The organism is Methylobacterium sp. UNCCL125 (assembly GCF_900116795.1).
Classification (GTDB): domain Bacteria; phylum Pseudomonadota; class Alphaproteobacteria; order Rhizobiales; family Beijerinckiaceae; genus Methylobacterium; species Methylobacterium fujisawaense.
The window spans coordinates 343,635-368,578 of the sequence record NZ_FPBW01000002.1 but is presented as its reverse complement, the minus strand read 5'-3'; the positions used below and the strand labels follow the sequence as shown (position 1 = coordinate 368,578).

33 protein-coding genes are annotated in these 24,944 nt (G+C 69.8%); 15 read left to right on the top strand and 18 right to left on the bottom strand.

Annotation, left to right across the window (positions count from 1 at the left end; genetic code table 11):
• Positions 1–70 precede the first annotated feature (70 nt).
• Complete coding sequence (locus BM396_RS01695) at positions 71–1,081, top strand: sensor domain-containing diguanylate cyclase (RefSeq protein ID WP_043382987.1); 1,011 nt, start codon at positions 71–73, stop codon at positions 1,079–1,081.
• Between the two features lie 242 nt (positions 1,082–1,323).
• On the opposite strand, the gene BM396_RS01690 is transcribed toward BM396_RS01695, so the two are convergent.
• From BM396_RS01690 to BM396_RS01670, 5 genes are all read right to left on the bottom strand, one after another.
• Positions 1,324–1,749, bottom strand: a complete 426-nt coding sequence (locus tag BM396_RS01690) for a hypothetical protein (protein ID WP_043353555.1) — start codon at positions 1,747–1,749, stop codon at positions 1,324–1,326.
• A 58-nt stretch (positions 1,750–1,807) separates the two neighbouring features.
• Positions 1,808–2,041, bottom strand: a complete 234-nt coding sequence (locus BM396_RS01685; protein ID WP_043353552.1) for a DUF6894 family protein — start codon at positions 2,039–2,041, stop codon at positions 1,808–1,810.
• Between the two features lie 117 nt (positions 2,042–2,158).
• Entirely contained in the window at positions 2,159–2,413 is a 255-nt protein-coding gene (locus BM396_RS01680; protein ID WP_043353551.1) for a hypothetical protein, read from the bottom strand.
• A gap of 50 nt (positions 2,414–2,463) precedes the next feature.
• Positions 2,464–2,649 carry a hypothetical protein gene (locus BM396_RS01675; protein ID WP_043353550.1) on the bottom strand — a complete coding sequence of 62 codons (186 nt, stop codon included), beginning with the start codon at positions 2,647–2,649 and terminating at the stop codon, positions 2,464–2,466.
• Positions 2,650–2,683: 34 nt separating this feature from the next.
• Positions 2,684–2,890, bottom strand: coding sequence for a hypothetical protein (locus tag BM396_RS01670; protein ID WP_043353548.1), 207 nt, complete (start codon positions 2,888–2,890; stop codon positions 2,684–2,686).
• 319 nt (positions 2,891–3,209) lie between these two features.
• Between BM396_RS01670 and BM396_RS01665 the strand changes: the two genes are divergently transcribed.
• From BM396_RS01665 to BM396_RS01645, 5 genes are all read left to right on the top strand, one after another.
• A complete protein-coding gene (locus BM396_RS01665; protein WP_043382989.1) occupies positions 3,210–3,677 on the top strand; it encodes a Ros/MucR family transcriptional regulator in 468 nt (155 codons plus the stop codon).
• 239 nt (positions 3,678–3,916) lie between these two features.
• Positions 3,917–4,192, top strand: coding sequence for a hypothetical protein (locus BM396_RS01660; protein ID WP_043353563.1), 276 nt, complete (start codon positions 3,917–3,919; stop codon positions 4,190–4,192).
• Positions 4,193–4,318: 126 nt separating this feature from the next.
• Positions 4,319–4,693: a hypothetical protein gene (locus BM396_RS01655; RefSeq protein ID WP_043382992.1), complete on the top strand. Its 375-nt coding sequence runs from the start codon at positions 4,319–4,321 to the stop codon at positions 4,691–4,693.
• 260 nt (positions 4,694–4,953) lie between these two features.
• Positions 4,954–5,136 (top strand): hypothetical protein, encoded by a 183-nt coding sequence (locus tag BM396_RS01650; RefSeq protein WP_043353544.1) that lies wholly within the window; start codon positions 4,954–4,956, stop codon positions 5,134–5,136.
• 254 nt (positions 5,137–5,390) lie between these two features.
• Positions 5,391–5,690: a PilZ domain-containing protein gene (locus tag BM396_RS01645; protein ID WP_043353543.1), complete on the top strand. Its 300-nt coding sequence runs from the start codon at positions 5,391–5,393 to the stop codon at positions 5,688–5,690.
• A 112-nt stretch (positions 5,691–5,802) separates the two neighbouring features.
• On the opposite strand, the gene BM396_RS01640 is transcribed toward BM396_RS01645, so the two are convergent.
• The gene (locus tag BM396_RS01640; protein WP_043353541.1) at positions 5,803–5,994 is read right to left on the bottom strand and encodes a hypothetical protein; all 192 of its coding nucleotides are present in this window, start codon (positions 5,992–5,994) and stop codon (positions 5,803–5,805) included.
• Positions 5,995–6,501: 507 nt separating this feature from the next.
• On the opposite strand from BM396_RS01640, the gene BM396_RS01635 reads away from it, so the two are divergent.
• Positions 6,502–6,744, top strand: coding sequence for a hypothetical protein (locus tag BM396_RS01635; protein WP_043383152.1), 243 nt, complete (start codon positions 6,502–6,504; stop codon positions 6,742–6,744).
• 51 nt (positions 6,745–6,795) lie between these two features.
• Here BM396_RS01635 and BM396_RS01630 read toward each other — a convergent pair whose 3' ends face one another.
• On the bottom strand, positions 6,796–7,047 hold the full coding sequence (locus BM396_RS01630) for a hypothetical protein (protein WP_043382995.1): 252 nt from the start codon (positions 7,045–7,047) through the stop codon (positions 6,796–6,798).
• Between the two features lie 385 nt (positions 7,048–7,432).
• On the opposite strand from BM396_RS01630, the gene BM396_RS01625 reads away from it, so the two are divergent.
• Positions 7,433–7,660 (top strand): hypothetical protein, encoded by a 228-nt coding sequence (locus tag BM396_RS01625; RefSeq protein WP_043382998.1) that lies wholly within the window; start codon positions 7,433–7,435, stop codon positions 7,658–7,660.
• Positions 7,661–7,689: 29 nt separating this feature from the next.
• Here the strand turns inward: BM396_RS01625 and BM396_RS01620 are convergent, their stop codons facing one another.
• The 3 genes from BM396_RS01620 to BM396_RS01610 form a co-directional block, all read right to left on the bottom strand.
• Positions 7,690–8,043, bottom strand: coding sequence for a hypothetical protein (locus tag BM396_RS01620; RefSeq protein ID WP_043383001.1), 354 nt, complete (start codon positions 8,041–8,043; stop codon positions 7,690–7,692).
• 148 nt (positions 8,044–8,191) lie between these two features.
• Positions 8,192–8,440: a hypothetical protein gene (locus tag BM396_RS01615; RefSeq protein WP_043353533.1), complete on the bottom strand. Its 249-nt coding sequence runs from the start codon at positions 8,438–8,440 to the stop codon at positions 8,192–8,194.
• Between the two features lie 79 nt (positions 8,441–8,519).
• Complete coding sequence (locus BM396_RS01610; protein ID WP_043383004.1) at positions 8,520–9,548, bottom strand: hypothetical protein; 1,029 nt, start codon at positions 9,546–9,548, stop codon at positions 8,520–8,522.
• Positions 9,549–9,760: 212 nt separating this feature from the next.
• Here BM396_RS01610 and BM396_RS01605 point away from each other — a divergent pair, with 212 nt between their 5' ends.
• The 4 genes from BM396_RS01605 (at position 9,761) to BM396_RS01590 (ending at position 13,252) form a co-directional block, all read left to right on the top strand.
• Positions 9,761–11,827, top strand: coding sequence for a hypothetical protein (locus BM396_RS01605; RefSeq protein ID WP_051976084.1), 2,067 nt, complete (start codon positions 9,761–9,763; stop codon positions 11,825–11,827).
• Between the two features lie 85 nt (positions 11,828–11,912).
• Complete coding sequence (locus BM396_RS01600) at positions 11,913–12,182, top strand: hypothetical protein (RefSeq protein WP_043383007.1); 270 nt, start codon at positions 11,913–11,915, stop codon at positions 12,180–12,182.
• Between the two features lie 84 nt (positions 12,183–12,266).
• A complete protein-coding gene (locus BM396_RS01595) occupies positions 12,267–12,467 on the top strand; it encodes a hypothetical protein (protein WP_043383009.1) in 201 nt (66 codons plus the stop codon).
• Between the two features lie 74 nt (positions 12,468–12,541).
• Positions 12,542–13,252, top strand: a complete 711-nt coding sequence (locus BM396_RS01590; RefSeq protein ID WP_043383012.1) for a YidB family protein — start codon at positions 12,542–12,544, stop codon at positions 13,250–13,252.
• 9 nt (positions 13,253–13,261) lie between these two features.
• Here BM396_RS01590 and BM396_RS01585 read toward each other — a convergent pair whose 3' ends face one another.
• The 5 genes from BM396_RS01585 to fabD all read right to left on the bottom strand — a co-directional run bounded on the left by BM396_RS01585 (position 13,262) and on the right by fabD (position 18,535).
• Positions 13,262–14,731: an ATP-dependent nuclease gene (locus BM396_RS01585; RefSeq protein ID WP_139239439.1), complete on the bottom strand. Its 1,470-nt coding sequence runs from the start codon at positions 14,729–14,731 to the stop codon at positions 13,262–13,264.
• Positions 14,732–14,819: 88 nt separating this feature from the next.
• Entirely contained in the window at positions 14,820–16,079 is a 1,260-nt protein-coding gene (gene fabF / locus BM396_RS01575; protein WP_043383014.1) for a beta-ketoacyl-ACP synthase II, read from the bottom strand.
• 183 nt (positions 16,080–16,262) lie between these two features.
• Positions 16,263–16,502: an acyl carrier protein gene (locus BM396_RS01570; RefSeq protein WP_007559070.1), complete on the bottom strand. Its 240-nt coding sequence runs from the start codon at positions 16,500–16,502 to the stop codon at positions 16,263–16,265.
• 333 nt (positions 16,503–16,835) lie between these two features.
• Positions 16,836–17,573, bottom strand: a complete 738-nt coding sequence (gene fabG, locus BM396_RS01565) for a 3-oxoacyl-[acyl-carrier-protein] reductase (protein WP_043355943.1) — start codon at positions 17,571–17,573, stop codon at positions 16,836–16,838.
• 17 nt (positions 17,574–17,590) lie between these two features.
• On the bottom strand, positions 17,591–18,535 hold the full coding sequence (gene fabD, locus BM396_RS01560) for an ACP S-malonyltransferase (protein WP_043383017.1): 945 nt from the start codon (positions 18,533–18,535) through the stop codon (positions 17,591–17,593).
• A 283-nt stretch (positions 18,536–18,818) separates the two neighbouring features.
• Here fabD and rpoZ point away from each other — a divergent pair, with 283 nt between their 5' ends.
• From rpoZ to BM396_RS01545, 3 genes are all read left to right on the top strand, one after another.
• Positions 18,819–19,229, top strand: coding sequence for a DNA-directed RNA polymerase subunit omega (rpoZ, locus tag BM396_RS01555; RefSeq protein WP_010685409.1), 411 nt, complete (start codon positions 18,819–18,821; stop codon positions 19,227–19,229).
• A 202-nt stretch (positions 19,230–19,431) separates the two neighbouring features.
• Positions 19,432–21,687, top strand: coding sequence for a RelA/SpoT family protein (locus BM396_RS01550; protein ID WP_043355937.1), 2,256 nt, complete (start codon positions 19,432–19,434; stop codon positions 21,685–21,687).
• Positions 21,688–22,041: 354 nt separating this feature from the next.
• The gene (locus tag BM396_RS01545) at positions 22,042–22,680 is read left to right on the top strand and encodes a LabA-like NYN domain-containing protein (protein WP_043383019.1); all 639 of its coding nucleotides are present in this window, start codon (positions 22,042–22,044) and stop codon (positions 22,678–22,680) included.
• A 4-nt stretch (positions 22,681–22,684) separates the two neighbouring features.
• Here BM396_RS01545 and BM396_RS01540 read toward each other — a convergent pair whose 3' ends face one another.
• The 3 genes from BM396_RS01540 to dapA form a co-directional block, all read right to left on the bottom strand.
• Positions 22,685–23,254 carry a peroxiredoxin gene (locus BM396_RS01540; protein ID WP_043383022.1) on the bottom strand — a complete coding sequence of 190 codons (570 nt, stop codon included), beginning with the start codon at positions 23,252–23,254 and terminating at the stop codon, positions 22,685–22,687.
• Between the two features lie 148 nt (positions 23,255–23,402).
• Positions 23,403–23,876 carry an SsrA-binding protein SmpB gene (smpB, locus tag BM396_RS01535; protein ID WP_043355930.1) on the bottom strand — a complete coding sequence of 158 codons (474 nt, stop codon included), beginning with the start codon at positions 23,874–23,876 and terminating at the stop codon, positions 23,403–23,405.
• A gap of 11 nt (positions 23,877–23,887) precedes the next feature.
• Positions 23,888–24,787: a 4-hydroxy-tetrahydrodipicolinate synthase gene (gene dapA / locus BM396_RS01530; protein ID WP_043383024.1), complete on the bottom strand. Its 900-nt coding sequence runs from the start codon at positions 24,785–24,787 to the stop codon at positions 23,888–23,890.
• Positions 24,788–24,944: the final 157 nt, after the last annotated feature.

The window sequence follows — 24,944 nt, the reverse complement described above, 5'->3', positions numbered from 1 at the left end:
GGGATTAATTTCCGAGCCGGCTCGATCCGGCGGCCGCGCGACGTGGTCGGGTTGCTTCGGGGGAATGGCCATGACGGCGCGGGTGGGCAGGGCGGCGATGAAGCTGGCGCGGCGCTATCCTCGGGCTGTCCGTGGCCGGCGCCAGGACGGCCTCGGCCGCGGACGCACCCTCGGACCCGGTCTCGTCCAGGCCCTGGATTCCCTGCCGCACGGCCTGTGCGTGTTCGATGCCGCCGACCGGCTGCTGTTCATGAGCGACGGGTTCCGGCGCCTCTTCGGGGCGGCCGCGAACCGGATCCGGCCCGGCCTGCATGCCCGGGAGGTCGATGCCGCGAGCGCGGCCGGGCCCCTCCCGTCCGACCGGGATCCGAACGGGCTCTGGGCGGCGTGCCGGCGGCTCCGCGCCCGGGGCACGACCGATGCGGTGGTGCAGACGCTTCCGGACGGGCGCCAGATCGCGCGCACGCTGCACCCGCAGGCCGGCGGCGGCTGGACCGCCCTGTGGGAGGACGTGACCGAGCGCCGCCGGACGGAGTCGCTCCTGCGCTACATGGCCCACCACGACCCGCTGACCGGATTGCCGAACCGCTACCTGTTCGCGGCCCGGCTCGACCGGGCCCTGGCGCGCCGCGACGGCGTGCCCTGCGCCTTGCTGTCCATCGACCTCGACGGCTTCAAGCCGGTCAACGACCGTCACGGTCACGCCATGGGCGACGCGCTCCTGCGGCAGCTGGCCGAGCGCCTCCGGGAGGCGTTGGGGGCGGCAGACATCGCCGCGCGGCTCGGGGGCGACGAGTTCACCATCCTCCTGGGCGACGCGGCGCCGGCGCCGGCGCTCGGCTTCGCCCTGCACCTCCAGGCGCGCCTCGCCGCCCCCTACGATCTCGGTGCGGGATCCCCGATCCGCGTGGGCGCCGCGATCGGCGTGGCCTGCGCACCCCTGCACGCCACGCGGGCGCAGGCCCTGGCGGAGCGGGCCGACGCGGCGATGTACACGGCCAAGCGGCTCGGCCATCCGTGCCTGTGGGACGAAGCGCTGATTCTCGGGCCGACGGATACCGGACGCGGAGCCCCGGCCTGAGGCGGCCGCACCCCGATGTGCCGCGGAACACGCTCGCCGCGAAAGCTTGGGCTTATCTCTTCCCCATACCGCGAAGACAGTCGCGAGCCGGAGGGAGATCGACGATGAGCTGGACCAACCGCATCACACTGGCCCTCACCCTGGCGGGTGGCGCCATCGCGCTGACCCTGTACGCGCAGGCCCTGTCCCTGCCGGCGCATTTCGTCTGAGCGGAGCCGCCGGACCTGCGGGCGGGGAGGCGCTCAGCGCGCCTTCTCGTGCTCCCCGAGGCCCACGGCCTTGTAATCGTAGGTCGGGTAGAACTCGGTGCGATAGGCGCCCCAGGCCGTGTCCTCGAGGACGCGGTTGACCTCGCGCAGGCGGGATGCGGGCAGCCGCAGCACGATGATCTGCCCGATCCCCATGACGACGGTCCAGGAGACGACCTCGATGCCCGGAGGCGGGAAGGCCTTGTAGAATCCCTGCCGGGCGAGCTGCGCGTTCAGGTCCGCCAGCGGGCGCGATTGGTCGTGGCGCAGGAAGACCGTCAGCATCACGGCGTTGTCGGCCGTGGCCGAAGCCGTGCCCGCCGGCGGGGGCGGTGCGGTCTGCGCCGTCGCCCATCCGGCCGAGCCGAGAAGCATGAGCGCTGCCGCGAGGGCACGGGCCGGACCTGTCGAACGTCGCATGTGATGCCCCTGTCTTGGACCCGTGCCGGCCTCCGACACCGCGCCGGAGGGCGCGCCGTCAGCCGGTTTCAACATCGTAGGAGAGGCGCAGCCGCAGGCGGACCGCGCCCTGCTCGTCGCGCACGGCGATGACGTAGTCCTGCCGCTGCACCGGATCGGTCAGCCCCTGCGCGACCCGGGTCAGCAATCGAACCGCCTTCGCCCGCGCCGCGGCAAGATCGGGCAGATCGAAGCCGTCCCGATCGCGAATCAGGTTGGCGCCATCGTGGAGATCGATGAAATAGCGGGGCACGGATGCGGGCTCAGCGAGCGCGGAAGCGCGCAGGTATCGACCGCCGGTGTTTCTACGTAGTTTCCCGCGGGCCGCACTGCGCGGTCCTCCGTGTCGCATCCCGAGACGCGGCCGGGATCAGTTCCCCAGAAGAGTCTCGGCAAAATCTTCCGGAACCTCCCCGAACTGGCCGAGGATCGTCACGCCTTCCAGTTCTCCGGTCTCGTCGTCCGCGACGATCTTGAGGGCCGCCGCGCCCGGCATGCGTGCGGCCAGCGCCTCCGCCTTCTTGAGGGCGCCGAACTCGCTCTGGGCGGGCTCCTGACGGGCGGGCCGCAGGCGTTTCCGATGCAGCTCGAACGGCTGCACGAGGAAGGTGGTCCTCAGGGTCATTCCGGTCTCCTCGGCGCAGCCGGCGATCGCGAGGCCGACGGCTCGCTCGCCTACAGGCTGCGTGTGGTGACCCCAAGGGCGAGCAGGACGTAGGCACCGATGAAGAACCATTGCCGGTGCGCCACGACCGTTTTACCGACCATGGGGATGCGCGTGTACAGGCTGGCGACGGCAAGGCCGATCAACACGGCCGACACCAGGAACGTGAGCAGGCGCGGGGCGGAGAGCGTGGGCATGGCCCATGCTCGCGCCGGCACGCTTACCGGACCGTTACCGGTCGAGCCCCGGAACGAGGGGGCGTTGCGCCGTCAGCGGCCCCTGGGTGCCCGGTAGCAGTCCGACCTCGGCGAGCCACAGAACCGCGATCGCTCCGGCCAGCAGCGTCGCGAGCGAAGCGAGGCGCCCGGTCCACCGCCGGAGTACGATCATCACGACCACGACGGCCAGCAGGGCGATGAGAAGCACGAGCATCAGCATGGCCGCGCCATGCCACGCCCCGGCCGCCGCGTCACCGCAGAAGACGATGCAGCCCCCGGCCGACAGAGACGCGCAAGCTCCGAAGCCGCGAGACTCGCCTTCTGGTCGTTCCGCAGAGTGGAAACACTACCGCAGTCGATAGGCTTCGCCGGGCCGCGCAAGAAAGTTCTCCATCGCCGATTGCCAGATCTACCTTCCAGCTGTCCGCCGCGCGCACGCCAGTCATCCGCAGGATGCCCCGCGCCAAACGCTTTTGTAACTTGCATTCAGCGCTCAAAAGTAGCAGATCCCTCGTGAGGGGCACATCAGGAATCTTGCAGTGACAGAGGAAACCACAGGGCCCAACTCGAATTTCATCGAGCTGGCGGGCGACATCGTCGCCGCCTACGTGTCGAACAATCCGGTTCCGGCCTCGGAGCTGCCGGCCCTGATCGCGCGGGTGCACGGCGCGATCAGCGGGCTCGTCGCCGGGACCCTGACGCCGGAGACCGGGGCGGCGCCCCCGGCCGATATCGAGAAGCCGAGCGCGGCCCAGATCCGCAAGTCGGTCCGGCAGGACGGAATCGTCAGCTTCATCGACGGCAAGACCTACAAGACGCTGAAGCGTCACCTGACCAGCCACGGCCTCGATCCGCGCAGCTACCGGGACCGCTACGGCCTTCCGGCCGACTACCCGATGGTCGCCCCGAGCTACGCCGAGCAGCGCTCCGCCCTCGCCAAGGCGATCGGCCTGGGCCAGCCCGGCGCCATGGCCGAGCGTGAGCGCAAGGGCCGCAAGGCAGCCTGAAGGCGGACATCTCCGGGGGTGCCCCGTGCGGGGCGCCCCCGCAACGCTCCGCGGAGCCACGCGCATCGCGCCGCTGCGGCCGGAACGGCCCGCAGCCTTTGGCCGCCGGAACGCACCGAAACCGTTGCATCACCGCCACACGCCTCCAAGACATCGCAGGACACGGACAAGCTGCCACACTCTGCACAAAGCTGATGCGCACGCCGGAGCCCAGGGATGTTACCGAGGGGTTCGGCGAGATGAAGCGAGAGCAGACGATGACGAGTTCGGTCGTGCCGTTCCCGGCGCATATCGCGCCCGCGGTCGCGGACGAGGACACCGCGTCGATCATCGCCGTGTTGCAGGATCAGCTGGCGCTGGCCCGCGAGGGCCGTTTGCGCTCGGTGGCGGTGGTCTCCGTCTCGGCGGACGGCGAGGCGATCGGCACGCAATGGTCCTGCAAGGGCTCCGACATCAGCAACCTGATCGGCAAGCTGACCGTCCTGACCCATGACATGATGGCCGCCCGGAAGTGAGCGACGGGCTCTCGCGGGTGCGCCCGCGAAACGAGCCCACAGGGCCGCGCGGATGCGCGGGCACTGTCCGCCCGCTGCGGCGTTCCAGAGGCGTGGTCCGGTCCTGGACCGAAGGAAGGCCTCCGGATGACTCGTGCTCTTCTGCTCCCCGCGTTACTGGTCGCGGCCGTCCTGCCCGCCGCGGCTGCGGCGGCCGAAGACCAGAAGGACGCCACGCGCACCGAGACGATCGCGGGTCTTGTGCGGATCGTCGGCGCGCAAGCCGGCATCGTTCTCTACTGCCGCAAGTTCTACACCGTCGATGATGCGGTCTCCGAGGGCCTGTCCCGCACGGTCCGCCGGGCACTCGACGTTTCCCTCGGCCACCGGCAGGCGCAGACCGTCATCGCCGCGGAAGGCCGGCGCGTCGCGGAGGAGATCGCCGCGGTGGGTGCGGAGCAATGGTGCGCCGACCAACGCGAGATCCTGAATACAGACGGCGTCCGCGTCTTCATCGACTGAGCCCGCTGGGGGCCGGCCCTGCGCTCAGCCCCCACGACATCGACAGCCCTCGCGACAGATCTTCCACGAGGCCCGCGCCCAGAACAGATGAGGGCAGCAGACCGACTTTATGTTCCGCAATGCAGAACAGATTATGATCTTGTTCGCCCGTTCTTCGTCTGTCATGTTTTGACGACGGATGAAACTGAACAGATCAAGCCGGTCGCACTCGTCCGTACAAGAGCCCCAAGGGCCGCGAGACCGGCGGAGAAGGAAACGCCATGTCCCGACCGCTCTATCTGGCCCTCGCCCTCGTCCTATGCGGGGCTGCCGTCACGCTGTTCGCCTTCATGCGCGCGCCCCAGTCGAAGGAATTCGCCGGGTGGGATGTCGCCTTCATGAGCGGCATCGGCGCGGTCGCCCTGGGCTTTCTCACCACCCTCGTCGAGGTCGTCACCGGCTAGGACCGGCACCGGATCGATACGCAAGCCGCGACCGGTGCGGCGCAGACGAGGCCGACCCGCCGGTCACGGCTTCATCGCCCCCCTTTCTACTGGGCGGCCGGCGCGGCACAGGCCACGCGGTCGCCCGATCGCACCGCGCCCGAAGCCCGCTGAATTCACAGTTCGGCGGGCATCCCGACAATTCGATGCATTTCGCAAACCCTGTCTGAACCCGGGTGTCCGATCCTGTCGGACAGAGGTTTGTCGAGGCGGTGATGTTCGAACGACGCAGCGCTCCGCGCACGATCCTGAACGAGACCGGCAGCATCTCGGTGGACGAGCATCGAAGCCTGCCCTGCATCGTCTACGATCGATCGGCCGGCGGCGTGCGGATCGCGCTTCCGGACACCGAGATCGTGCCGGATCGCTTCATCCTCAGTATCGACGCGAGCAACGAGATCCTCGTCTGCCAGGCCATCTGGCGCAAGGCGGACGAGATCGGGGCAACCGCGGACGTCCCCGAGACGGCTCGGTCGGGCGGCTGGACGATGCTTCACGAGCTGGAGCGGGCCTGAAGGCGGCCGAAGGCCGGTCCGCCCCACAGCGAGGCCGCGCGGCCCGAAGTGGCCCTTCGCATCGGATCATCGCGCCGGTCGGCGCGCCGGGGCACCGTGGAGCCGGCTCGCGTCAGTCCCAATCGATGTTCAGAGAGCGCTCGAAGGCGGCCGCGGACAGTTCCTTGCCCTTCGGGTCGGCGACCGTGATCTCGCGGAAGCCGCGCCGGGCCAGTTCCCAGGTCTTCTCCATGGCTTGCTCGTCAGTCCCGCAGGCGAACGTCATGACGCGCCCGGACGGATCAATCCCCTTGACGGTGAACACGTCTCTCTCCCTGCTCTCACCTCCCATATAGAGGCGCGTCCCGCATCGCGCCTCCCGCCATCGTGAGAGACACGGGGCCCCGGCGCGTCGTTCCGCGCAGGGCGGGCCCTCAACACGGAGCGGCAGGCCATCATCGGCCCACCGACGCACGGGATTCGCCCGTGAGACGCGAAACCGAGATCCGACCGGTCGTTGCACGGTACGGTCGATCCCTGGACCTCCGTGCTCGTGCGGCCGACCCGCCTGGGCGAGGATGCGTCGCCAGGCGGGTCCGACCCGGACACGCGCCTTCGCCGGGACCGGCCTCGCACAGGCCCGCAGGGCCTTCGGGAGCGTCATCGATGGGCTTCACGATTCGGCCGATCCCGCCCACACCCGCGGGCAGGCGCTCGATGCCGCGATGACGCCGTGCAGGACGTGTACAGAGCCATCCGCGCCCGGTCTCTGGGCGCGTGGGCGGGCGGCCCGTCGCGGCGCTGCCGGCCGTCTTCGGACGCGGAGTTGGCAATGATGTACGGGGAGGTGGGCCGCCTGGCGGATGAGGGCCTGCGGCTGAGCCTGCGGCAGGCCGAGAATGCCGCATTGCTCGTGATGGCGATGCAGTATGCCTGGGCGGAACTGTGGCTCGAGGGATATCGGGCGGCCGGAGCCGCCCTCAGTGCCGAACGCGATCAACGGGCGCGGACGCGGCGCTTAATCCGTCGCGGCGTATCGCCGGCGGCAGCCGCTCAGGCGTTGCACATCGTCTGAGTCAGGGCCGGAGACAGAGGCGCCCGGGGCGCTCCGTCTCCGGCGGCGGGCTCAGCGACTCGCTTCGACGGAGGCCTGGACCATCGGTCGGCCAAGGGCCGAGACCGTCCGGCTGACGGTCGCCGGCGCCGCCACGGGCTGAGGCGTGGTGGTCAGGTCGTGGATCGCACGGATCTGCTGGGCAGGCCGGGCCTGCTCCCGATAGAGCGGCGGGGTCAGGTGCAGGTGGTCGTCGGCGGCGGCCGGGCCGATGAAGGCGGCCGAGGTGAGCGCGGCCGACGCGAGGATGAGGATCGTGCGCATGGTGCGTCTCCGTTTCGATCGCAGCGTCGACCGCGGATTGCGATCGACCAGCGCATGAGACCACGGATTTGTGCGATGCGGCATGCGTTTTTCGCATTGCACCATATCGCCACGACGGCACGGTTTTGCAATGTTCCCGGGCTTTCCGGGGGGCCTGAGCAGGGCGACAATTAAATGCCCATGCATTCGATGCAAATGAACTAAACTTCCATTGGCCGGTTCTCAAATATAACTTGGACGCGCGCATCATTTAATTTCTGATCCGGGCGCCGGATGGTTCGTCGCAGCCGCACGGGCGCACCCGGATTGGCGGCCTCCGGCGCCAGATGCCCGTCACACAGGCCCGGTAGACCCACACACCATGCCAAGCATCACGGATGCGCCGATGACGCCCTCCGATCTCGACAAAAGGGCCGAACTCACCATCTGGCCCGCACGCGCGACCGGTCGTTCCGCGGAGGGGCGCCCGTTCGCGACGCTGCGCGAAGCCCTCGCGGTGGCGCTCGAGGCGATCGCGTCCGACGACGCCCAGCCGTGGATCATCACCGAGGCTGGTGACATCCTCTCACCGCGCTGGATCCAGGCGCATTCCCGCTCGCGATCCCTGCAATAGCTGGGGCGACGCGGGTCTTGCGGACACGATCAGCAGCCGATGCAGATGTCGCGCACCACGTGCGGGTGTCGCAGACCGGTGCGCTGGTTCGGAAGCCGCCCTTCGAGGGATGAAAATCCGCTCCCCAGCCCCGGGGGACGTCGGCGCCCCCCGGTCGGGTCGGCCTGGACCGGCGCCGGTGCCGGCGCCGCCGCGACCGGTGCGGGCTGGGCCGGGAGGACGGGGGCGGGAGCGCCGCTGGCCATCCCCGGATCGGGCTGGGTCAGGGCCATGCCGGGAACCGGAGCCGTCGGCGCGAACTCGCCCGCACGTCCCGGCAGGGAGGCGGCGACGAGGGGAGCGACGATGGGGCCTGCGACGACGAGCCGGGTCAGCGGATGCATCACACTCTCCAGGCTTGGAAGCCGGCACGGCACGGAAAGCCGCGCCTGTGCCCGCCAATCCCGATGACGGGCCCCGGTCCGGCCCCTGTGTGACGCGGGGGCCGACGCGGCGCCACTCATCCATTCGACGGAGCGGTCTCCGGGCGGCTCAGTAAGCGCGACCGTAATAGGGCTGCGAGACCGGGCGATAGCGGTCGCTGACCGGCCACGTATAGGGCTGATTCTTGCCGGTCTGCAGGTGCGACCGGAATTTCGGCTCGTTGAAACCGATCCCGTGCAGGCCTGTCGCGCCATGGGCGCCCTGCGCCTTGGGGCCGGCATCGCGCGCCAGGGCTGCGCCCGAGACGCCGAGAACGAGAACGGCCGCGAAAGAGACGCGGCCCAGAATGACGCTCATTTCTGCCTCCTGTCCCGGCCCAGGTGCCGGAACAGGATGAACGGCATCGGTTCGGCCCGGTTCCGGGCCCGGGAGGCGCTCAGAAGCCGCCGCCGAGGCAGGCTTCGGCCAGGGGATCGCCGCAGAGGTCGCCGGTCCGGACCGGCGCGGCCGCCGCACCGCCGATGCCGGCCCCGCCGAACGCCCCTCCGCCGGACGGGAGCGTGCGGGCCGCTTGTGCGGGGTCGTCCGCACGGAGCCCGCTCGCCCCGACGATCCCGGCCCCGCCCGTTCCGACGCCCCCCGCGCCGGCCGCTCCGGAAATCGAGGCGCCCGGGCTCACGGTCGCGCCGGTCCCGAGCCCGAACACGCCGAACGGCCCGACGCTGGACAGGGTGGTGCCGGACGCTCCGATCGCGGCCGCGTCGGCGGTCCCGCCTGCGAGGCCGGCCGACGCAGCCGCAGGGAGCAACGTTCCCGATGTCCCGACAGAGCCGACCCCCGTGGCGGTGCCGTTGCCGAGACCGTTGAGGGAGCCCGCGCCCGTCAGGGCGGTCGTCTGCCCCGTGCGGGTCGTGCCGCCGGATCCCAGGCCCAGGGAGAGGCCAGACCCGCCACCGAGACCGATCGTGCCGCTGGTCAGCGACAGGGTGCTCCCCGGTGACGCGCCCAGCCCCGAACGCGACGCGGTGCCGAATCCGCTGCGCAGGCCGCTGGCGCCGATCGTCCCCCCGGTCCGGAGGCTGGAGCCGGAGACGCCTGCGCCGCCGGTCGCGGCCGAGCCCAAGGTTCCGAGCTGGCCCGCACCGGTCGATCCCGCGGCCGATGTGCCGATGGCAGTCCCGGCCGATTGCCCAGCCGCCCGCCCGCCCGAGGCGCCGATGCGGCCGCCGCCGCCCGCGCTGCCGAAGCTGAGCTGGCCGGCATTCACCAAGCCGCCGGTCTGCGCCGAGACGGTCGGGAACGGGCCGGTGGTGGTGCCGCCGCCGAGGCTGAGCTGACCGGGATTGGCGATGGGCGTGATCGGCTCCGGCGAGGCCGAACTCGGCACCGTCGCGGTGGCCGACAGGCTCTGCGCCGAAGCCGGGATGGCGATCGGCAGCAGCAGGGCGGCGAGGATGGACCGCATGGCACGCTCCGCAGGCCGGCGGACGAAGACAAAGCCGGACAGATTTGTTGCCGAGAAACAGAGGGGCGTCCGGCCGGTTCCGGCGGCGCACCGACGCGGAACGCCCGCCGCAGGCGCGGAAAGAGCACCGTCGGCCTTCATGCTGCCGGAAAGGCGGTGTGGTCTCGGCGGCGGATCCGCCCGGACCTGCGCCCCGACCTGCGATCGTACCGTTGCCCGAAACCCTCGCCTCAGGCTTGCGCAGCGCCGGCTGGCTCGCCGGCCTGCCGGCCCTCGCGCTGATCTGGGCGAGTGCGACCCTCTACGCCGCCCCGCGGATCGCCGAGGGACTCGAGGCCGAGGGGGCGGCGGTGACATCCGGCACGGCCACCGCCACCGGCGAGCCCTGGCTGCGCCTGGAGGCCAGCGGCCGCGACCTCGTGGCCGCCGGCGAGGCGCCGGACGTCGCCGAACGGGCCACCGTGCTGTCCCGCCTCGCGGCCCTGGACGGCCCCCGCCGCATCGTCTCCGAGGTCGGCATCGTGGAGACCGCCGCGCCCTTCCAGTGGGCGGCGATCCGCACCGGCCCGAACCGGATCGCCCTGGAGGGCAGCCGCCCGGTGGAGATCGGCCGGCGGGCCCTGGAGGCGCGGATCACCGGCGCCCTCCATCCCGGCACAGGCCTCGACGACACCGCCCGGGCCGCCCGGGGGGCGCCGCCGGACTTCGCCAGCGCGGCCGCGTTCCTGGCAGCCCGGCTCTCCGGCCTCGCCAAGGGCGGGCGGGCCGCCCTCAGCGACACCGTGCTCAGCCTCTCGGGCGAGGCCCTGGACGTGCCGGCCTACGAGGCCCTGCGGGCGGCGCTCTCGGACCCGCCGGAGGGCTTCAGCATCGGGCGGATCGAGATCCTGCCGCCCAAGGTGGCCGCGTACCGGTTCGCCGTGGAGAAATCCGGCCGGGGCGTCGTCCTCGACGGCTTCACCCCCTCGGCCGCAGACCGCGAGGCCGCCCTGCGCGCGGCCACCGAGGCGGCGGCCGGCGGCGCCGTGGAGGACCGGCTCCTGGCGGCCCGGGGCCTCGACCCCGCCATCGACCCGAAGGGCCTCATCGCCTTCGCGTTCAAGCTCGCCGAGCTGATCCAGTCCGGCCGCGTGGTCTTCCAGGACGGGGCGGTCTCGGTGACCGGCGACGCCATCGACGGGCAGGCGCTCCCGGACGCCGAGGCGCTGATGCGCGACGGCCGGCCCGCCGGCGTGGCAGCCGGGCCGGTGGCGCTCACGGCGCGGCCGCTCTCGCCCTACCGGGTGGCGATCCGCCGGACCGCCGATTCCGTGCTCCTCACCGGGCATCTGCCGGACACCGCGACCCGGGAGCGGGTGCTCGCCGCCCTGCGCCCGCGCCTGTTCCGGGAACCGGTCATCGACCGCACCCGCCTCGCCGACGGCGCCCCGCCGGATCTCGGGGACGCGCTGGCCGCCGCCGCCCCGCTGGTGGCGAACCTCGCGGACGGGACCGTCACGGTCTCGGACCGCGCCCTGACCCTGACCGGCGAAAGCCTCTACCGGGAGGGCGCCGCGCGCACCCCGGACCGGCTGGCCGAGGCGCTGCCCCCCGGCTGGACCGGACAGGCCACCGTCACGGCCCGGGACGCCGCCGAGCGGCGCGACCCCGCCACCTGCCGCGCCGACTTCACCGCCGCCCTGGCCGGCACCGACCTGCGTTTCCCCGCCGGGGGCGCGGTCCTGACGCCGGCCTTCTACCCGACCCTCGACGCCCTCGCGGCCCTGGCCAAGACCTGCCCGTCGCTGCGCATCGCCGTCTCGGGGCCCGCCGACCCGGCCAAGCCGACCCCGACGCCGGCCGCCGGTCCGGCGGCCACGGGGGAGGGCGCGCCCGCCGCCGCACCGACCCAGATCGCCAGCGCCGCCAAGCCGGAGCCCCCCAAGCCGGAATCCTCCAAGCCGGAGCCCCCCAAGGGGGATACGCCCAAGACGGAGACGCCCAAGGGGGACACGCCCAAGGGGGACACGCCCAAGACGCGGGGCAAGCCGGATCACGCCAAGACCGAGGCCGGCAAGGCGGAAGCGGCCAAGAAGGACGCCAGGAAGGAGCCGGCCGCGCACGGCAAGGCTTCGGCGAAGAAGCCCGCCGAGGCCCCCGAGGAGCCGCCGCCCGACCTGCCGCGCCTGCGCGCCCAGGCGGTGGTGGAGTATCTCCTCCAGGCCGGCGCCCGACCGGAGCAGGTCACGGCCGGGCCGGACGGGCCGGCCGGCCCCGTCGTCTTCGCGCTGCTGCCGTGAGGGACATCCGCTCCGCCCCGCGCCCGCCCGCCGGGCCGCGCCCATCCGCGCGCATCGATCGCGCCCGCAGGGAGGCCGGACGGCCGTGACGCTGCTGCTCGCCGGATTCTGGCCCGGGCTCGCCGGGGCGGCCGCGCTCGGCCTCGTGGTCGGGGCGCTGGTCGGCTGGCCGGACCGGCTCGCCGCCTCGCTGGGACTTTGCGTGCTCGCGGGGCTCGTGGCCGCGGCGGCGCTCGCCGGGTTCGTGCCGGGCCTGCCCGGTCTGTGGCTCGACGGCGCGGGCCTGATCCTGCCGGTCTACTGCGCGGCCTGCGCCGTCGGGGCGCTGGGGCGCCGCCTCGTCGTCCGCGACTGAGGATTCGGGAACCGGTCCGCCCCCCGGCGGCGTTCATCCGGCAACAGGGCCCCGAGGGCCCGCCCCGAACCCGGAGAGGCCGCGATGCCCTGGACCGTCGAAAGTCCCCATCCCGCGAAACGCCGCGCCGTCCGCCTGCCGCGCCCCCGCGCCGGCGCCGCCGCCACCGGCCTGTTCCTGGCCGGACTGATCCTCTCGGCCGCGACGGTGCCGCTGGTCGAGCCCGCCGACGCCACCACCGCCACCCACACCACGCAGGCCGCGCTCACCCCTCCGGCCCGCTGAGCGAGGCAACCCGCGCCCGCCCCCGAGGGTTGTTCGCCGGGGCCCGTCCGGCCCGAACCGTGGGGGAGACGCGCATGGGACTGCTCGAATCGGCGATCGGCGGCGTGCTGGGCCAGGTGTTCGGCGGGCAGAAGCAGGGCGCCGGGGGCATGTCGCCCCTGGTGAAGGCACTCTTGATGCTGCTGCTGGCCAAGGGCGCCAGCGGCGGCTTCGGCGACATCTTCGGGCGCGGGGGACGGGGTGAGCCGGGCCCCGAGGCCGACCGCTCCGGCGGCGCCGGCCCCTACGGCCGCGATCCCGGCCAGCACCCCGCCGATGCCGGCGGACGCCGCCCCGACGACGGGGGCGATATCGGCGGCTGGGACCAGTATGGCGGCCGCCGCGACGGGGGCCCGGAGAGGCCGACGGATCCGTCCCTCCCGCCCGGCGACTTCTCGGATCTGTCCGGCATGCTCGACGGCCCCGGCGACGCCCCGGCCCCGAGCCGCGCCGCCCCGGAGGGGCAGGGGGATCTCGGCGGCCTCGACGGGCTGGTGGACCGGTTCCGCCAGGGCGGCCTCGGCGACGTGATCGAGTCCTGGATCGGCCACGGTGCCAACCGCCCGGTGGCCCCGGACCAGCTCGCCCGGGCGCTCGGCCCCGACACGGTGGACACCCTCCAGCAGCAGACCGGGCTGGACCGGGATACGCTTCTCGCGCAGCTCGCCCAGGCGTTGCCGGAGGTCGTGCACACGCTCACCCCGCAGGGGCGGGTGCTGGGGGAGGCGGAGCGGCGGGGGTGGTAGGAACAATGCTCACCCCTGTTCGAGACGCCTGCGCAGCGCTTGTATTATTGCCTCGAAATGCTCTTTGTTGTTTTCTACGTAAATCGAAATGCATGCCTTTCTAACTGTTAGTTCGGAAATGAAACCCATTTCTTGGCCAATTTTGGAGAAATATAGATGCACATCGGAAGTTGATAAGTCGATTTTTTCGAAAATTTTCACGATTTTGTCTTGCGAAACTTGAGGGCACAAGCATCTTTGCTGTAAAACTGACGCCAAGCTCTCAACATTTTCATTGATATAATTGAAGACCGACAGCTCCGGGGTCGAACCCGGCAATGTATAAGTTGAATTCGTTTCGTCCTCAAATTCTGTCTGGTCGCCATCGACAACAGCGATAGCTTTTATTTTAACTGTTGGATTTTTATTATGGTGCTGCATCACTTCGATCAAGAACGGATAACCTCCCGCTTTATGAACTTCAGCAGCATCCAACAATCTTGAGTCGATTTGTCTGAGCGCCTCTTCGAGCAAATCCTTAGCGAAATCGTCCTCAACAAAAACCGCAATCTGCTTCTCAACCTGTCCTTTGATAGCTCTTAAACTGTCAATTGATAGTTTTCCTTGGTATGCTTGCCCGTCAATACATGCCCATATTGCATTAGGCGGCAGTTTCTTAAGAGCATACTCTGAATGAGTCGTGAATATAACTTGACTTTTCTTTCTTTTAGCAACGTCAATTAGGTATTCTGTCATCTTCTCAGTAGCAACTGGATGCAATCCATTCTCAATCTCTTCGATCAAAATCAAGGCCTGATCGGGGGCCTGCTCTATGCTGGAGATCATTTCGATTACTGACGCTTCACCAGCACCAAAATGAAACTGAGAATAATCATTCTCATTTTGCATACCCAACATAAGATAGACGCTATCTTCTTTTTTTAATTTTGCAACACTATATCCCTTCAAATTCTTGCCCAGAACTGCGCCGGCCCTTCTTCTAATATCAGAACTCAATTCTTCGATTACGGCGCCTTCTTCTTTATAAATTCCAATAAATCGTTTGTATCTCGGCTGCTCGCTCGCGGGAACAGTCCTCTGAATCGGAACAACAACGACATCTCGATCAATCAAGTATTCACGTCGCCATTTTGCCGAAACAAACCTAGCATTTCTAGCAATAGTCCCCGATTTATCGACACTTCTGTCTATTAACTCATACTCAATGCGCCAATCGGCCATCGAGTTATCGCTGACATTGGATTTTGGAAAAAAATCTCCAGGCTTAACAGCCTTATATGCTAACGCCGCGGCGCCTAGTATGGTCGATTTGCCACCACCATTCGTCCCGATTATCGCAGTAACAGGGAAATCAAGTGTTATCTTTTGGCCTTTGAAAGCTCGAACATTTGCAAGCTTTATCTCCATGAGATAATGCGCAAATGAGCGTTTTTTTACTTTTTCTGTTAAAGCCGCAATATCAGAAGGACGAATATCCATACCTGCGCCCTTAAGGAGACCTCACTCAATCAGCTTGAGCGAGATTTCCGGCGCCGTGTCAACCCTAGATAGCGCTCGCTGGTGAGTCTTAAACCCGCCGCATCACCAGCGACGCATTCGTCCCGCCGAATCCGAAAGAATTCGACAGCACGACATCCACCCGCTTCCGCTTGGCCTCGAACGGCACGAGGTCGATCTGGGTCTGCACGGAGGGGTTGTCGAGGTTGAGCGTCGGCGGGATGACGTTGTCGCGCAGGACGAGGATCGAAAAGATCGCCTCGACCGAGCCGGCCGCACCCAGCAGGTGGCCCACCGAGCTCTTGGTGGACGACATGGTGGCGTTCGCGGCGGCGTCGCCCAGGAGGCGCTCCACGGCCTTCAGCTCCAGCTCGTCGCCCATGGGCGTGGAGGTGCCGTGGGCATTGATGTAGCCGATCTCGGACGGCGAAATCCCGGCTCGCTTCACCGCGGCGCTCATGCAGCGGAAGGCGCCGTCGCCGTCCGGGGACGGGGAGGTGATGTGGTAGGCGTCGCCCGAGAGGCCGTAGCCCACCACCTCGGCGTAGATCTTCGCGCCGCGGGCCTTGGCGTGCTCGTACTCCTCCAGCACCACGATGCCGGCGCCCTCGCCCATGAGGAAGCCGTCGCGGTCGCGGTCGTAGGGGCGGGAGGCCTTCTCCGGCGTGTCGTTGAAGCCCGTGGTCAGCGCCCGGCAGGCGGAGAAGCCCGCGATCGAGAGGCGGTTCACCGGCGATTCGGCGCCGCCCGCCACCATCACGTCGGCGTCCCCGAGCGCGATCAGGCGGCTCGCGTCGCCGATGGCGTGGGCGCCCGTGGAGCAGGCCGTCACGACCGCGTTGTTCGGGCCCTTCAGGCCGTGGGCGATCGAGACCTGGCCGGAGGCGAGGTTGATGATCCGGCCCGGGATGAAGAACGGCGAGATCCGGCGGGGCCCCTTCTCGTGCAGGGTCACGGAGGCGTCGTAGATGCCGCCGATGCCGCCGATGCCGGAGCCGATCAGCACGCCGGTGGCGCACTGGTCCTCGTGGCTCTTCGGCGCCCAGCCGGCATCCTTGAGGGCTTCGTCGGCCGCCGCCATGGCGTAGACGATGAACGGATCGACCTTCCGCTGCTCCTTCACCTCCATCACGAGGTCGGGGTTGAAGGTGCCGTCGGTGCCGTCGCCGAAGGGGACCTGCGCGGCGATCCGGCAGGGCAGGTCGGCGGATTCGAAGCCGCGGATCGGGCCGGCGCCGCTGTCGCCCGCGATCAGCCGGCTCCAGGTGTGCTCCACCCCGCAGCCCAGCGGCGTGACCATCCCCAGACCCGTGACCACCACCCGCCGCATGTGCCCTGTCCCGTCTTGAGGCGCAGCCCCGCCGGCAGAGCCGCGGTCGCGCATCGTCCTAACGCCCTCGGCGGCGGAATCGGTCCCGGCGGGACCCGTCACGCCTCCGAGCCTTGAAACGCATAACGGCGCGGGGGCTGTTTCGCCTCACCCGCGCCGCGTCAAACCCGGTCCCCGGCGCCTTTAGGCGGCGGAGTTCTTCTCCAGGAACTTCACGGCGTCGCCGACCGTCTGGATGGTCTCGGCAGCGTCGTCCGGGATCTCGACGTTGAACTCTTCCTCGAAGGCCATGACCAGCTCGACCGTGTCGAGGCTGTCGGCACCGAGGTCGTCGATGAAGTTGGCGCTCTCGACCACCTTCTCGGGCTCCACGCCCAGGTGCTCGACGACGATCTTCTTCACGCGCTCAGCGATATCGCTCATCGGTCTTCCGTCCTCGTCCTTTTGGTCTGTCAGTCTTCTCGGGGTGGTGCCGTGGCCGCGTCGCGCCCTTGCGGGCTTGTTGTGACGGGCCGGTGTCCGATCGCGCGTGCTTCTGAGGTGAACCGGCGCGTGAGCCGGGACGCCCCCGCCGGAGGGCCTTGGACTGAAAACCCGCTGAACCGTCAACCCCCTGTACGGCTGCGGGGCGTGGTAGCACAGGGTTCCCGCCCTGGCGAGGGCCCGTTCAGAAAGCCTTCATGGGTGTGGCACTTGCGTGTCGGCGGGGGGTGATTCGCGCGCGATCGTCGCCGGTTCGAGACCGGTCTTCGCGCACTAGTACATGGCCATACCGCCATTCACGTGCAGCGTGTGCCCGGTGACGTAGGCCGCCTCCGCGGAGGCGAGGTAGAGACAGGCCGCCGCCACCTCCGAGCCTTCGCCGAGCCGCCCGGCGGGCACGCGGGCGAGGATGCCCTCGCGCTGCTTCTCGTTGAGGGCGTCGGTCATGGGCGAGCTGATGAAGCCCGGGGCGATGCAGTTGACCGTGATCCCGCGCGAGGCGACCTCAGCGGCGAGCGCCTTGGTCATGCCCACGAGGCCGGCCTTGGCGGCGGCGTAGTTGCCCTGGCCGGGATTGCCGGTCGAGCCCACCACCGAGCCGATATTGACGATCCGCCCGGAGCGGCGGCGCATCATGCCCTTCACGGCGGCCCGCGACAGGCGGAAGGCGGCGGTGAGGTTGACGGCGATCACCTGCTCCCACTCCTCGTCCTTCATCCGCATGAACAGGTTGTCACGGGTGATGCCGGCATTGTTCACGAGGATGTCCAGCGGGCCGATCGCGGCCTCGGCGGCCGGCACGAGGCCCTCCACCGAGTCCTTGTCGGAGAGGTCGGCGGCGACGGGGCTCGCGCGCTCGCCGAGTTCGGCGGCGAGCGCCTCCAGAGCCGCGGGCCGCGTGCCCGAGAGCGCCACGGTGGCGCCCTGGGCGTGCAGCGCCCGGGCGATCGCCTGGCCGAGGCCGCCGGTCGCGCCGGTGACGAGGGCCTTGCGGCCGGTGAGATCGAACATGCGGGGCTCCTGTCGGATCAGAGCGCGAAGGCGGCGACGTCGGCGGGCGTGCCGACCGCCGTGGCGCTCGCCTGGGGGGCGATGCGCTTGACGAGGCCGGTCAGCACCTTGCCGGCGCCGAGTTCGTAGAACCGGTCGACGCCCGTCGTCGCCATGGCGGCGACGCTCTCGCGCCAGCGCACGGTGCCGGTGACCTGCTCGACCAGGGCCGTGCGGATCGCCTCCGGATCGGAGACCGGGGCGGCCGCGACGTTGGCGTAGAGGGTGACGCGCGGGTCCTTCAGGGCGACGGCGGCCAGCGCCCGGGCCATGGCCTCGGCGGCCGGGGCCATCAGGCGGCAGTGGAACGGCGCCGAGACGTTGAGCATCACGGCGCGCTTGATCCCGCGGCCGGTGGCGATGCCGATGGCGCGCTCCACGGCCGGCCGGTCGCCGGAGAGCACCACCTGGCCGCCGCCGTTGTCGTTGGCGACGTCGCAGACCGCGCCGCCGCCGGCCTCGTCGGCCGCCGCCTCGGCGACGGATCGGGCGGAGTCGAGATCGGTGCCGATCAGCGCCGCCATGGCGCCCGCGCCCGGCGCCACCGCCTCCTGCATCGCCTCGCCGCGCAGGCGCAGCAGCTTGGCGGCATCCGCGATCGTCAGGCTGCCGGCGGCCGCGAGGGCCGCGTACTCGCCCAGCGAATGGCCGGCCACGCAGGCCACGTCGCGTTCGAGGTCGAGACCGCGCTCGGCCTCCAGCACGCGCAGCACCGCGAGGCTCGCCGCCATCAGGGCCGGCTGGGCGTTGGCGGTGAGGGTCAGCTCCTCGACCGGCCCCTCGAACATCAGCCGCGACAGGTTCTGGTTCAGGGCGGCGTCGACCTCGTCGAGGACGGCCCGGGCCTGCGGGAAGGCCTCCGCGAGGTCCCGCGCCATGCCGACCGCCTGACTGCCCTGGCCGGGAAAGATGAGTGCGCGCATGTTGCGTCCTGATCGCCGGCACCTTTCGGCGCGCGAACGCCGCCCGTGTCGGCCGAAACTCTGGAATGGGGCGCGCACTCGCACCCGCGGCCGTGGGTGTCAACAATGCGCCGCACCATGACGCCGCACCGACGCCGCACCCGGGCCTCGGCGCGCCCGGCCCGCAGCGCTCGCCGGAGGCGCGCCCGGCGCAACCCGCTGTGCTTGTTGCACAACGGCATCCGGTGTAGAGTGGTGCCATACCCGACATCTTCCGTCGCTCAAGCCCAAGGAGCCGCCCCGCATGGCGCGCGTCACCGTCGAAGACTGCATCGAGAAGGTCGAGAACCGCTTCGAGCTGGTGCTGCTGGCGAGCCACCGGGCCCGCCTCCTGGCCGCCGGCGCCCCCCTGACCATCGACCGCGACCGCGACAAGAACCCCGTCGTGGCCCTGCGCGAGATCGGCGACGAGACGATCACGGCCGACGACCTCAAGGAGCAGCTGATCCACTCGATGCAGAAATACGTCGAGGTGGACGAGCCCGAGGCCGAGACCGTGCCGCTGCTGTCGAGCTCGCCGGCCGCCGCCGCGGTGGCGCCCCAGTCCTCCAGCGACGACGCGGCGGTCCAGTTCGACCGCATGAGCGAGGAAGATCTGCTCCGCGGCCTCGAGAACCTCGCCCCGCCGGTCGAGACCGACGACGAGGGCGAGTGAGCCGGACACCGTGGGCCTGGACGCGCACGACCTGACCGAGACCGGACCCGGCGGAGACGCCGGGTTCTCTCGTTCCGAGGCCGGCCCGGCGCCGGAGGGTTTTCCCCCGCCGGGGGCTGGCGCCGGCCCGGCGGTTGCGGAACAATCGCGCGTGATCCCGACCCCACGCACGACCCAGGAAGCCCCGGCCCCGTCCCGGCGGATGATGCGCCAGTACGAGCTCGTGGAGCGGGTCAAGCGCTACAATCCGGCCGCCGACGAGGCGTTGCTCAACCGCGCCTACGTGTACGCCATGCAGGCGCACGGCACGCAGAAGCGTGCCTCGGGCGACCCGTTCTTCGCCCATCCCCTCGAAGTCGCCGCGATCCTCACGGACCTCCACCTCGACGACGCCACCATCGTGGCCGCGGTCCTGCACGACACCGTGGAGGATACCGAGGCGACGCTGGAGGAGATCCGCCGGCTGTTCGGGCCGGAGATCGGCGCCCTGGTCGACGGCCTGACCAAGCTCAAGCGCCTCGACCTCGTCTCCAAGCAGGCGGCCCAGGGCGAGAACTTCCGCAAGCTGCTGCTCGCGGTGGCGGCGGATGTCCGCGTGCTGCTGGTCAAGCTCGCCGACCGCCTGCACAACATGCGCACCCTCCAGCACATGCGGGAGGACAAGCGCCACCGCATCGCGCAGGAGACGCTCGACATCTACGCGCCGCTCTCCGGCCGCATGGGCATGCAGGAGCTGCGCGAGGAGCTGGAGGATCTGGCCTTCCGCAACCTGGAGCCGGAGGTCTACGCCACCATCACGCAGCGGCTGGCGCGGCTCACCGCCAAGTCCGAGAGCGTGGTCGAGACCATCGCGCAGGTGCTCACCGAGAAGCTCGCCGCGCAAGGCATCACCGCGGAGGTGAGCGGCCGGCAGAAGCGGCCCTTCTCGATCTGGTCGAAGATGGAGCGCAAATCCGTCGCCTTCGAGCAGCTCTCCGACATCTTCGGCTTCCGGGTCGTCGTCAACACCGTGCAGGAATGCTACGCGGCGCTGGGCATCGTCCACACCAGCTGGCCGATGGTTCCGGGCCGTTACAAGGACTACATCTCGACCCCGAAGCAGAACGATTACCGCTCGATCCACACCACGGTCATCGGGCCGAAGAGCCAGCGCGTCGAGCTGCAGATCCGCACCTGCGCCATGGACGACATCGCCGAGTACGGCATCGCGGCCCACGCGCATTACAAGGAAGTCGGCGCCGAGCTGGTCAAGGATCCGGGACGCGCCGAGGGCAGCGTGCATCCGCGGCTCGCCGGCGAGAGCGGCGCTTACCAATGGTTGCGCCGGACCATCGAACTCCTCGCCGAGGGCGACAGCCCGGAGGAGTTCCTAGAGCACACCAAGCTGGAGCTGTTCCAGGACCAAGTGTTCTGCTTCACCCCGAAGGGCCGGCTGATCGCCCTGCCGCGGGGGGCCACGCCGATCGACTTCGCCTACGCCGTGCATACCGACGTCGGCAACACGGCGGTGGGTGCCAAGATCAACGGCCGGATGGCGCCGCTTCTGCACGAACTCGCCAACGGCGACGAGGTCGAGATCAGCCGCTCCGACGGCGCCTCGCCCCCGGCCGCCTGGGAATCGCTCGTCGTGACCGGCAAGGCGCGGGCGGCGATCCGGCGGGCGACCCGGGCCGCCGTGCGCCGGCAATATGCGGGCCTCGGCCGCCAGATCCTGGACCGGGCCTTCGAGCGCGCCGCCAAGACCTTCTCGGAGGACAAGCTGCGCGGCGCCCTGCCGCGGCTCGCCCGCGCCACCACCGAGGACGTGTTCGCCGCCGTGGGGCGGGGCGAGATGTTCTCGGGCGACGTCGTCCGCGCCGTCTATCCCGACCACCGCGACGAGCGCCGGCCTTCCCCCGCGCAGGGGGCCGCCAACGGCGCCGGCCGGCTGGTCCGCTCGGCCGACCAAACCATGCGGCTCACCTTCCAGGGCGCCGACGGCAAGGAGGGCGCCGAGGATCGCAGCGACGCGATCCCGATCCGGGGCCTCGCGGGCGACCTTCCCGTGACCTTCGCGCCGAATGGCGGCGCGGTCCCGGGGGATCGCATCGTCGGCATCCTGACCCCCGGCGTCGGGGTCACCGTCTACCCGATCCAGTCGGCGGCCCTCGCCGCCTTCGACAACGAGCCGGAGCGCTGGCTGGACGTCCGCTGGGACACGGAGGCGCTGGGCGGCGAGCGCTTCCCCGCCCGGCTGGCGCTGAAGTCGATCAACGAGCCGGGCGTGTTCGCCCAGATCGCCCAGGTGATCGCCGACCACGACGGCAACATCGACAACATCTCGATGAAGCGGCGCACCCAGGATTTCACCGACATCACGATCGACCTGTCGGTCTGGGATCTCCAGCATCTCAACGCGATCATCGCCGAGCTGCGCGGCAAGCGCCCGGTCAACAGCGTGGAGCGCGTGAACGGCTGAGGCCGGGTGCCCGCGCACGACCGGGCCCCGACGCATCTGAGGTTTACGGGATCGACTTCCGTAAACCTCTTTCTTCAGCGCAGATGCCCATTCGATCAATCTCCCGAGCCATTGATCCAGGTTTCCAGAGCCGCACATCTCCGTGCTCTGCTTGACACGGACGCGTTTGAAACGAATGGTCCGGTCGCCAGAGCGGCGGCCGCACGCACACGGACCGCGTCGTTACGCGCTGGATTGCAAAGCTTGGCGCCCCCGATCGCGGAGCACCGCCCCGGCCAGTCGCCGTCGGCGGACCCTGGCCGTTTAATCAGACGATTTCCTGTCACCCACGATTTTCCGGGATCTGACCTGTTCATGCCCACAACCCAACGCAGCGCCATCTTCATCGACGGCGCCAATCTCTATGCCACCACCAAGGCCCTCGGTTTCGACATCGATTACAAGAAGCTGCTCAAGGAATTTCAATCGCGCGAGAACCTTCTGCGCGCATTTTACTACACCGCCATGATCGAGGATCAGGAATATTCATCGATCCGCCCCCTGATTGATTGGCTCGACTACAACGGCTACCGCGTCGTGACCAAGCCCGTGAAGGAGTTCACGGATTCGATGGGTCGGCGGAAGTACAAGGGCAACATGGACATCGAGCTGGCGATCGACGCCCTCGAACTCAGCACGCATATCGATCACATGATCCTGTTCTCGGGCGACGGCGATTTCCGCTCGCTGGTCGAGGCGATGCAGCGGCGGGGCGTCAAGGTGACGGTGATCTCCACGATCCAGACCCAGCCGGCGATGATCTCCGACGAGCTGCGGCGGCAGGCCGACGAGTTCGTCGACCTCGCGAGCCTCGCGGGCCGGATCGGGCGCGATCCGGGCGAGCGTCCGGTCCGGGCGCCCGGCGAGGCGCCGAGCCGTTACCGCGGGGAGGGCCGGACGAACCCGGGCCTGGAGAACCGCTACGGCATCCGCCAGCCGGAAGCCGAGGAGTAGGCCCTCAGGCGCCCGGCCGGTCGAGCCAGGCGAGAACCTGCCGGGCGCTCTGGTCCGGCGGGAAGACCGGGTAGAACAGCGCGCTCACCACGCCGTCGTCGATCACCAGGGTCAGGCGGCGCAACAGCACCGCGCCGCCGGCCTCGAAGACCGGCAGGCGCGCCGCCATGGCGAAGGCCCGGTGCGGGTCGGCGAGGAGCGGAAAGGGCAGGTGCAGGCGCTCGGCCGCCTCCCGCTGGTAGGCGCTCGTCTGGGTCGAGAGGCCGCAGACCTGGGCGACGCCCCGGGCCTTCAGCTCGGCGTGGTGGTCGCGGAAATCGCAGGCCTGCGGCGTGCAGCCCCGGGCACCCGGGATCGCGTCCCAGTCGGGGGTGAGGCCGGGCTTCCCCGGCTCGCCGGTGCGCGGATACGCGTAGGCGACCGTGCGCCCGGAGAGCCGCGCCAGCGAGACGGTGCGTCCATCCGTTGCGGTGAGCGCCACGTCGGGCAGGCGCATCCCGCGGAGATGGGCGGCCGCGCCGTCATCGACGGGAACGGGCAGGTCGTCGGGCAGGACGTCGTGGCTGGATGGCATGGGCCGCACCTCGTATGCGCGAGTCCGGGCCGCCGCACCGGCGGAGGCGGGATCATGCGACGGCGCGGGATCGCCGCCAAGGCGATCCTGTCCGCGCCCCCGGCGCATCCGGCTAAGCCCCACCGGTCCCGGGACCTAGGCCCGCAACCTAGCCCCGGTCGCGCAGCAGCCGGGCCCGGTCGCGCTGCCAGTCGCGCTCCTTCACCGCCTCGCGCTTGTCGTGGGCCTGCTTGCCCTTGCCGAGGCCCAGCTCGACCTTCGCCCGCCCCTGGTCGTTGAAGTAGATCTTGAGCGGCACCACCGTGTAGCCCTGCCGCTGGGTCGCGCCGATCAGCTTGTTGATCTGGCGGCGGTGCAGCAGCAGCCGGCGGGGGCGCTTGGTGTCGTGGTTGAAGCGGTTCGCCTCCAGGTATTCCGGGATGTAGGCGTTGAACAGCATCAGGTCGTTGCCGGAGGGACCGGCATAGGCCTCGCCGATCGTCGCCTTGCCGCCGCGCAGGGACTTCACCTCGGTGCCGGTCAGCGCGATGCCGGCCTCGAGGGTGTCCTCGATGGTGTAGTGGTAGCGCGCGGCGCGGTTGTCGGCGACGATCCGCCGGCTGGGCTCCGGTTTCGGGGCCATGCGGGTGCCTCTCAGTCGACCAGGAGCCCGGCATGCCGCAGGGCGTCGTCCACGATGCGCTTCGTGGGCTCCGTCACCGGCACGAGCGGCAGGCGCAGCTCCTCCTGCATGTGGCCGAGCCGGGCGAGCGCGTACTTCACCGGCGCCGGGTTGGCCTCGGCGAACAGGCCGGTCTGGAGCGGGAACAGCTTGTCCTGGAGGGTCAGCGCCCTGGCGTAGTCCCCCGACAGCGTCGCCTCCTGGAGGTCGGCGCAGAGACGCGGGGCGACGTTCGCCACCACCGAGATGCAGCCGTGGCCGCCCTGGGCGTTGTAGCCGAGCGCCGTCGCATCTTCGCCTGAAAGCTGGATGAAGCTCGCACCCATGGCCTGTCGCTGCTGGCTGACGCGGTCGATCTTGGCGGTCGCGTCCTTCACGCCGGCGATGTTCTTCAATTCGAAGAGCCGGGCCATCGTCTCGACACTCATGTCGATGACGGAGCGCGGCGGGATATTGTAGATGATAATCGGAATGCCGACCGCATCGTTGACGGCCTTGAAGTGGGCGTAGAGGCCCGCCTGTGTCGGCTTGTTGTAGTACGGCGTCACCACGAGGACGGCGTCGGCCCCCGCGCGCTCGGCGTGCTGCGCCCGCTCGACCGCCTCGGCGGTGGAGTTGGAGCCCGCACCCGCCACGACCGGCACGCGCCCGCCCGCCTCGTCGATGCAGGCCTCGACCACCCGGTCGTGCTCGGAATGGGTGAGGGTCGGGCTCTCGCCGGTGGTGCCGGTCGGCACGAGGCCGTGGCTGCCCTGCTCGATCTGCCAGCGCACGAATTTCCGGAAGGCGGCTTCGTCGAAGGCCCCGTCGCGGAAGGGCGTCACAAGCGCGGTGAGCGAGCCCCGCAGGCGGCTCCCGGTCATCTCGGTCATCTCAGGCGTCCCAAAGGGTCCCAGTTGGGATTTCGGCGGTCTCGGCGCCGCACGCGGTCCGCATCGTACGGGCGCGGACGGGCAGACATAGGCGGTCGCGCCACGGCGCGCAAACAGATCGTCGCGACGGTTAACGCGATCTTAATGGTCGCGGCCT

Bases quoted from the DNA above. Each gene is read 5' to 3' on its own strand.
- BM396_RS01695 (WP_043382987.1), top strand. From the start codon at position 71: ATGACGGCGCGGGTGGGCAGGGCGGCGATGAAGCTGGCGCGGCGCTAT.
- BM396_RS01690 (WP_043353555.1), bottom strand. From the start codon at position 1,749: ATGCGACGTTCGACAGGTCCGGCCCGTGCCCTCGCGGCAGCGCTCATG.
- BM396_RS01680 (WP_043353551.1), bottom strand. From the start codon at position 2,413: ATGACCCTGAGGACCACCTTCCTCGTGCAGCCGTTCGAGCTGCATCGG.
- BM396_RS01675 (WP_043353550.1), bottom strand. From the start codon at position 2,649: ATGCCCACGCTCTCCGCCCCGCGCCTGCTCACGTTCCTGGTGTCGGCC.
- BM396_RS01670 (WP_043353548.1), bottom strand. From the start codon at position 2,890: ATGCTGATGCTCGTGCTTCTCATCGCCCTGCTGGCCGTCGTGGTCGTG.
- BM396_RS01660 (WP_043353563.1), top strand. From the start codon at position 3,917: ATGAAGCGAGAGCAGACGATGACGAGTTCGGTCGTGCCGTTCCCGGCG.
- BM396_RS01655 (WP_043382992.1), top strand. From the start codon at position 4,319: ATGACTCGTGCTCTTCTGCTCCCCGCGTTACTGGTCGCGGCCGTCCTG.
- BM396_RS01650 (WP_043353544.1), top strand. From the start codon at position 4,954: ATGTCCCGACCGCTCTATCTGGCCCTCGCCCTCGTCCTATGCGGGGCT.
- BM396_RS01645 (WP_043353543.1), top strand. From the start codon at position 5,391: ATGTTCGAACGACGCAGCGCTCCGCGCACGATCCTGAACGAGACCGGC.
- BM396_RS01635 (WP_043383152.1), top strand. From the start codon at position 6,502: ATGATGTACGGGGAGGTGGGCCGCCTGGCGGATGAGGGCCTGCGGCTG.
- BM396_RS01630 (WP_043382995.1), bottom strand. From the start codon at position 7,047: ATGCGCACGATCCTCATCCTCGCGTCGGCCGCGCTCACCTCGGCCGCC.
- BM396_RS01625 (WP_043382998.1), top strand. From the start codon at position 7,433: ATGACGCCCTCCGATCTCGACAAAAGGGCCGAACTCACCATCTGGCCC.
- BM396_RS01620 (WP_043383001.1), bottom strand. From the start codon at position 8,043: ATGCATCCGCTGACCCGGCTCGTCGTCGCAGGCCCCATCGTCGCTCCC.
- BM396_RS01615 (WP_043353533.1), bottom strand. From the start codon at position 8,440: ATGAGCGTCATTCTGGGCCGCGTCTCTTTCGCGGCCGTTCTCGTTCTC.
- BM396_RS01610 (WP_043383004.1), bottom strand. From the start codon at position 9,548: ATGCGGTCCATCCTCGCCGCCCTGCTGCTGCCGATCGCCATCCCGGCT.
- BM396_RS01595 (WP_043383009.1), top strand. From the start codon at position 12,267: ATGCCCTGGACCGTCGAAAGTCCCCATCCCGCGAAACGCCGCGCCGTC.
- BM396_RS01590 (WP_043383012.1), top strand. From the start codon at position 12,542: ATGGGACTGCTCGAATCGGCGATCGGCGGCGTGCTGGGCCAGGTGTTC.
- BM396_RS01585 (WP_139239439.1), bottom strand. From the start codon at position 14,731: ATGGATATTCGTCCTTCTGATATTGCGGCTTTAACAGAAAAAGTAAAA.
- fabF (WP_043383014.1), bottom strand. From the start codon at position 16,079: ATGCGGCGGGTGGTGGTCACGGGTCTGGGGATGGTCACGCCGCTGGGC.
- BM396_RS01570 (WP_007559070.1), bottom strand. From the start codon at position 16,502: ATGAGCGATATCGCTGAGCGCGTGAAGAAGATCGTCGTCGAGCACCTG.
- fabG (WP_043355943.1), bottom strand. From the start codon at position 17,573: ATGTTCGATCTCACCGGCCGCAAGGCCCTCGTCACCGGCGCGACCGGC.
- fabD (WP_043383017.1), bottom strand. From the start codon at position 18,535: ATGCGCGCACTCATCTTTCCCGGCCAGGGCAGTCAGGCGGTCGGCATG.
- rpoZ (WP_010685409.1), top strand. From the start codon at position 18,819: ATGGCGCGCGTCACCGTCGAAGACTGCATCGAGAAGGTCGAGAACCGC.
- BM396_RS01550 (WP_043355937.1), top strand. From the start codon at position 19,432: ATGATGCGCCAGTACGAGCTCGTGGAGCGGGTCAAGCGCTACAATCCG.
- BM396_RS01545 (WP_043383019.1), top strand. From the start codon at position 22,042: ATGCCCACAACCCAACGCAGCGCCATCTTCATCGACGGCGCCAATCTC.
- BM396_RS01540 (WP_043383022.1), bottom strand. From the start codon at position 23,254: ATGCCATCCAGCCACGACGTCCTGCCCGACGACCTGCCCGTTCCCGTC.
- smpB (WP_043355930.1), bottom strand. From the start codon at position 23,876: ATGGCCCCGAAACCGGAGCCCAGCCGGCGGATCGTCGCCGACAACCGC.
- dapA (WP_043383024.1), bottom strand. From the start codon at position 24,787: ATGACCGAGATGACCGGGAGCCGCCTGCGGGGCTCGCTCACCGCGCTT.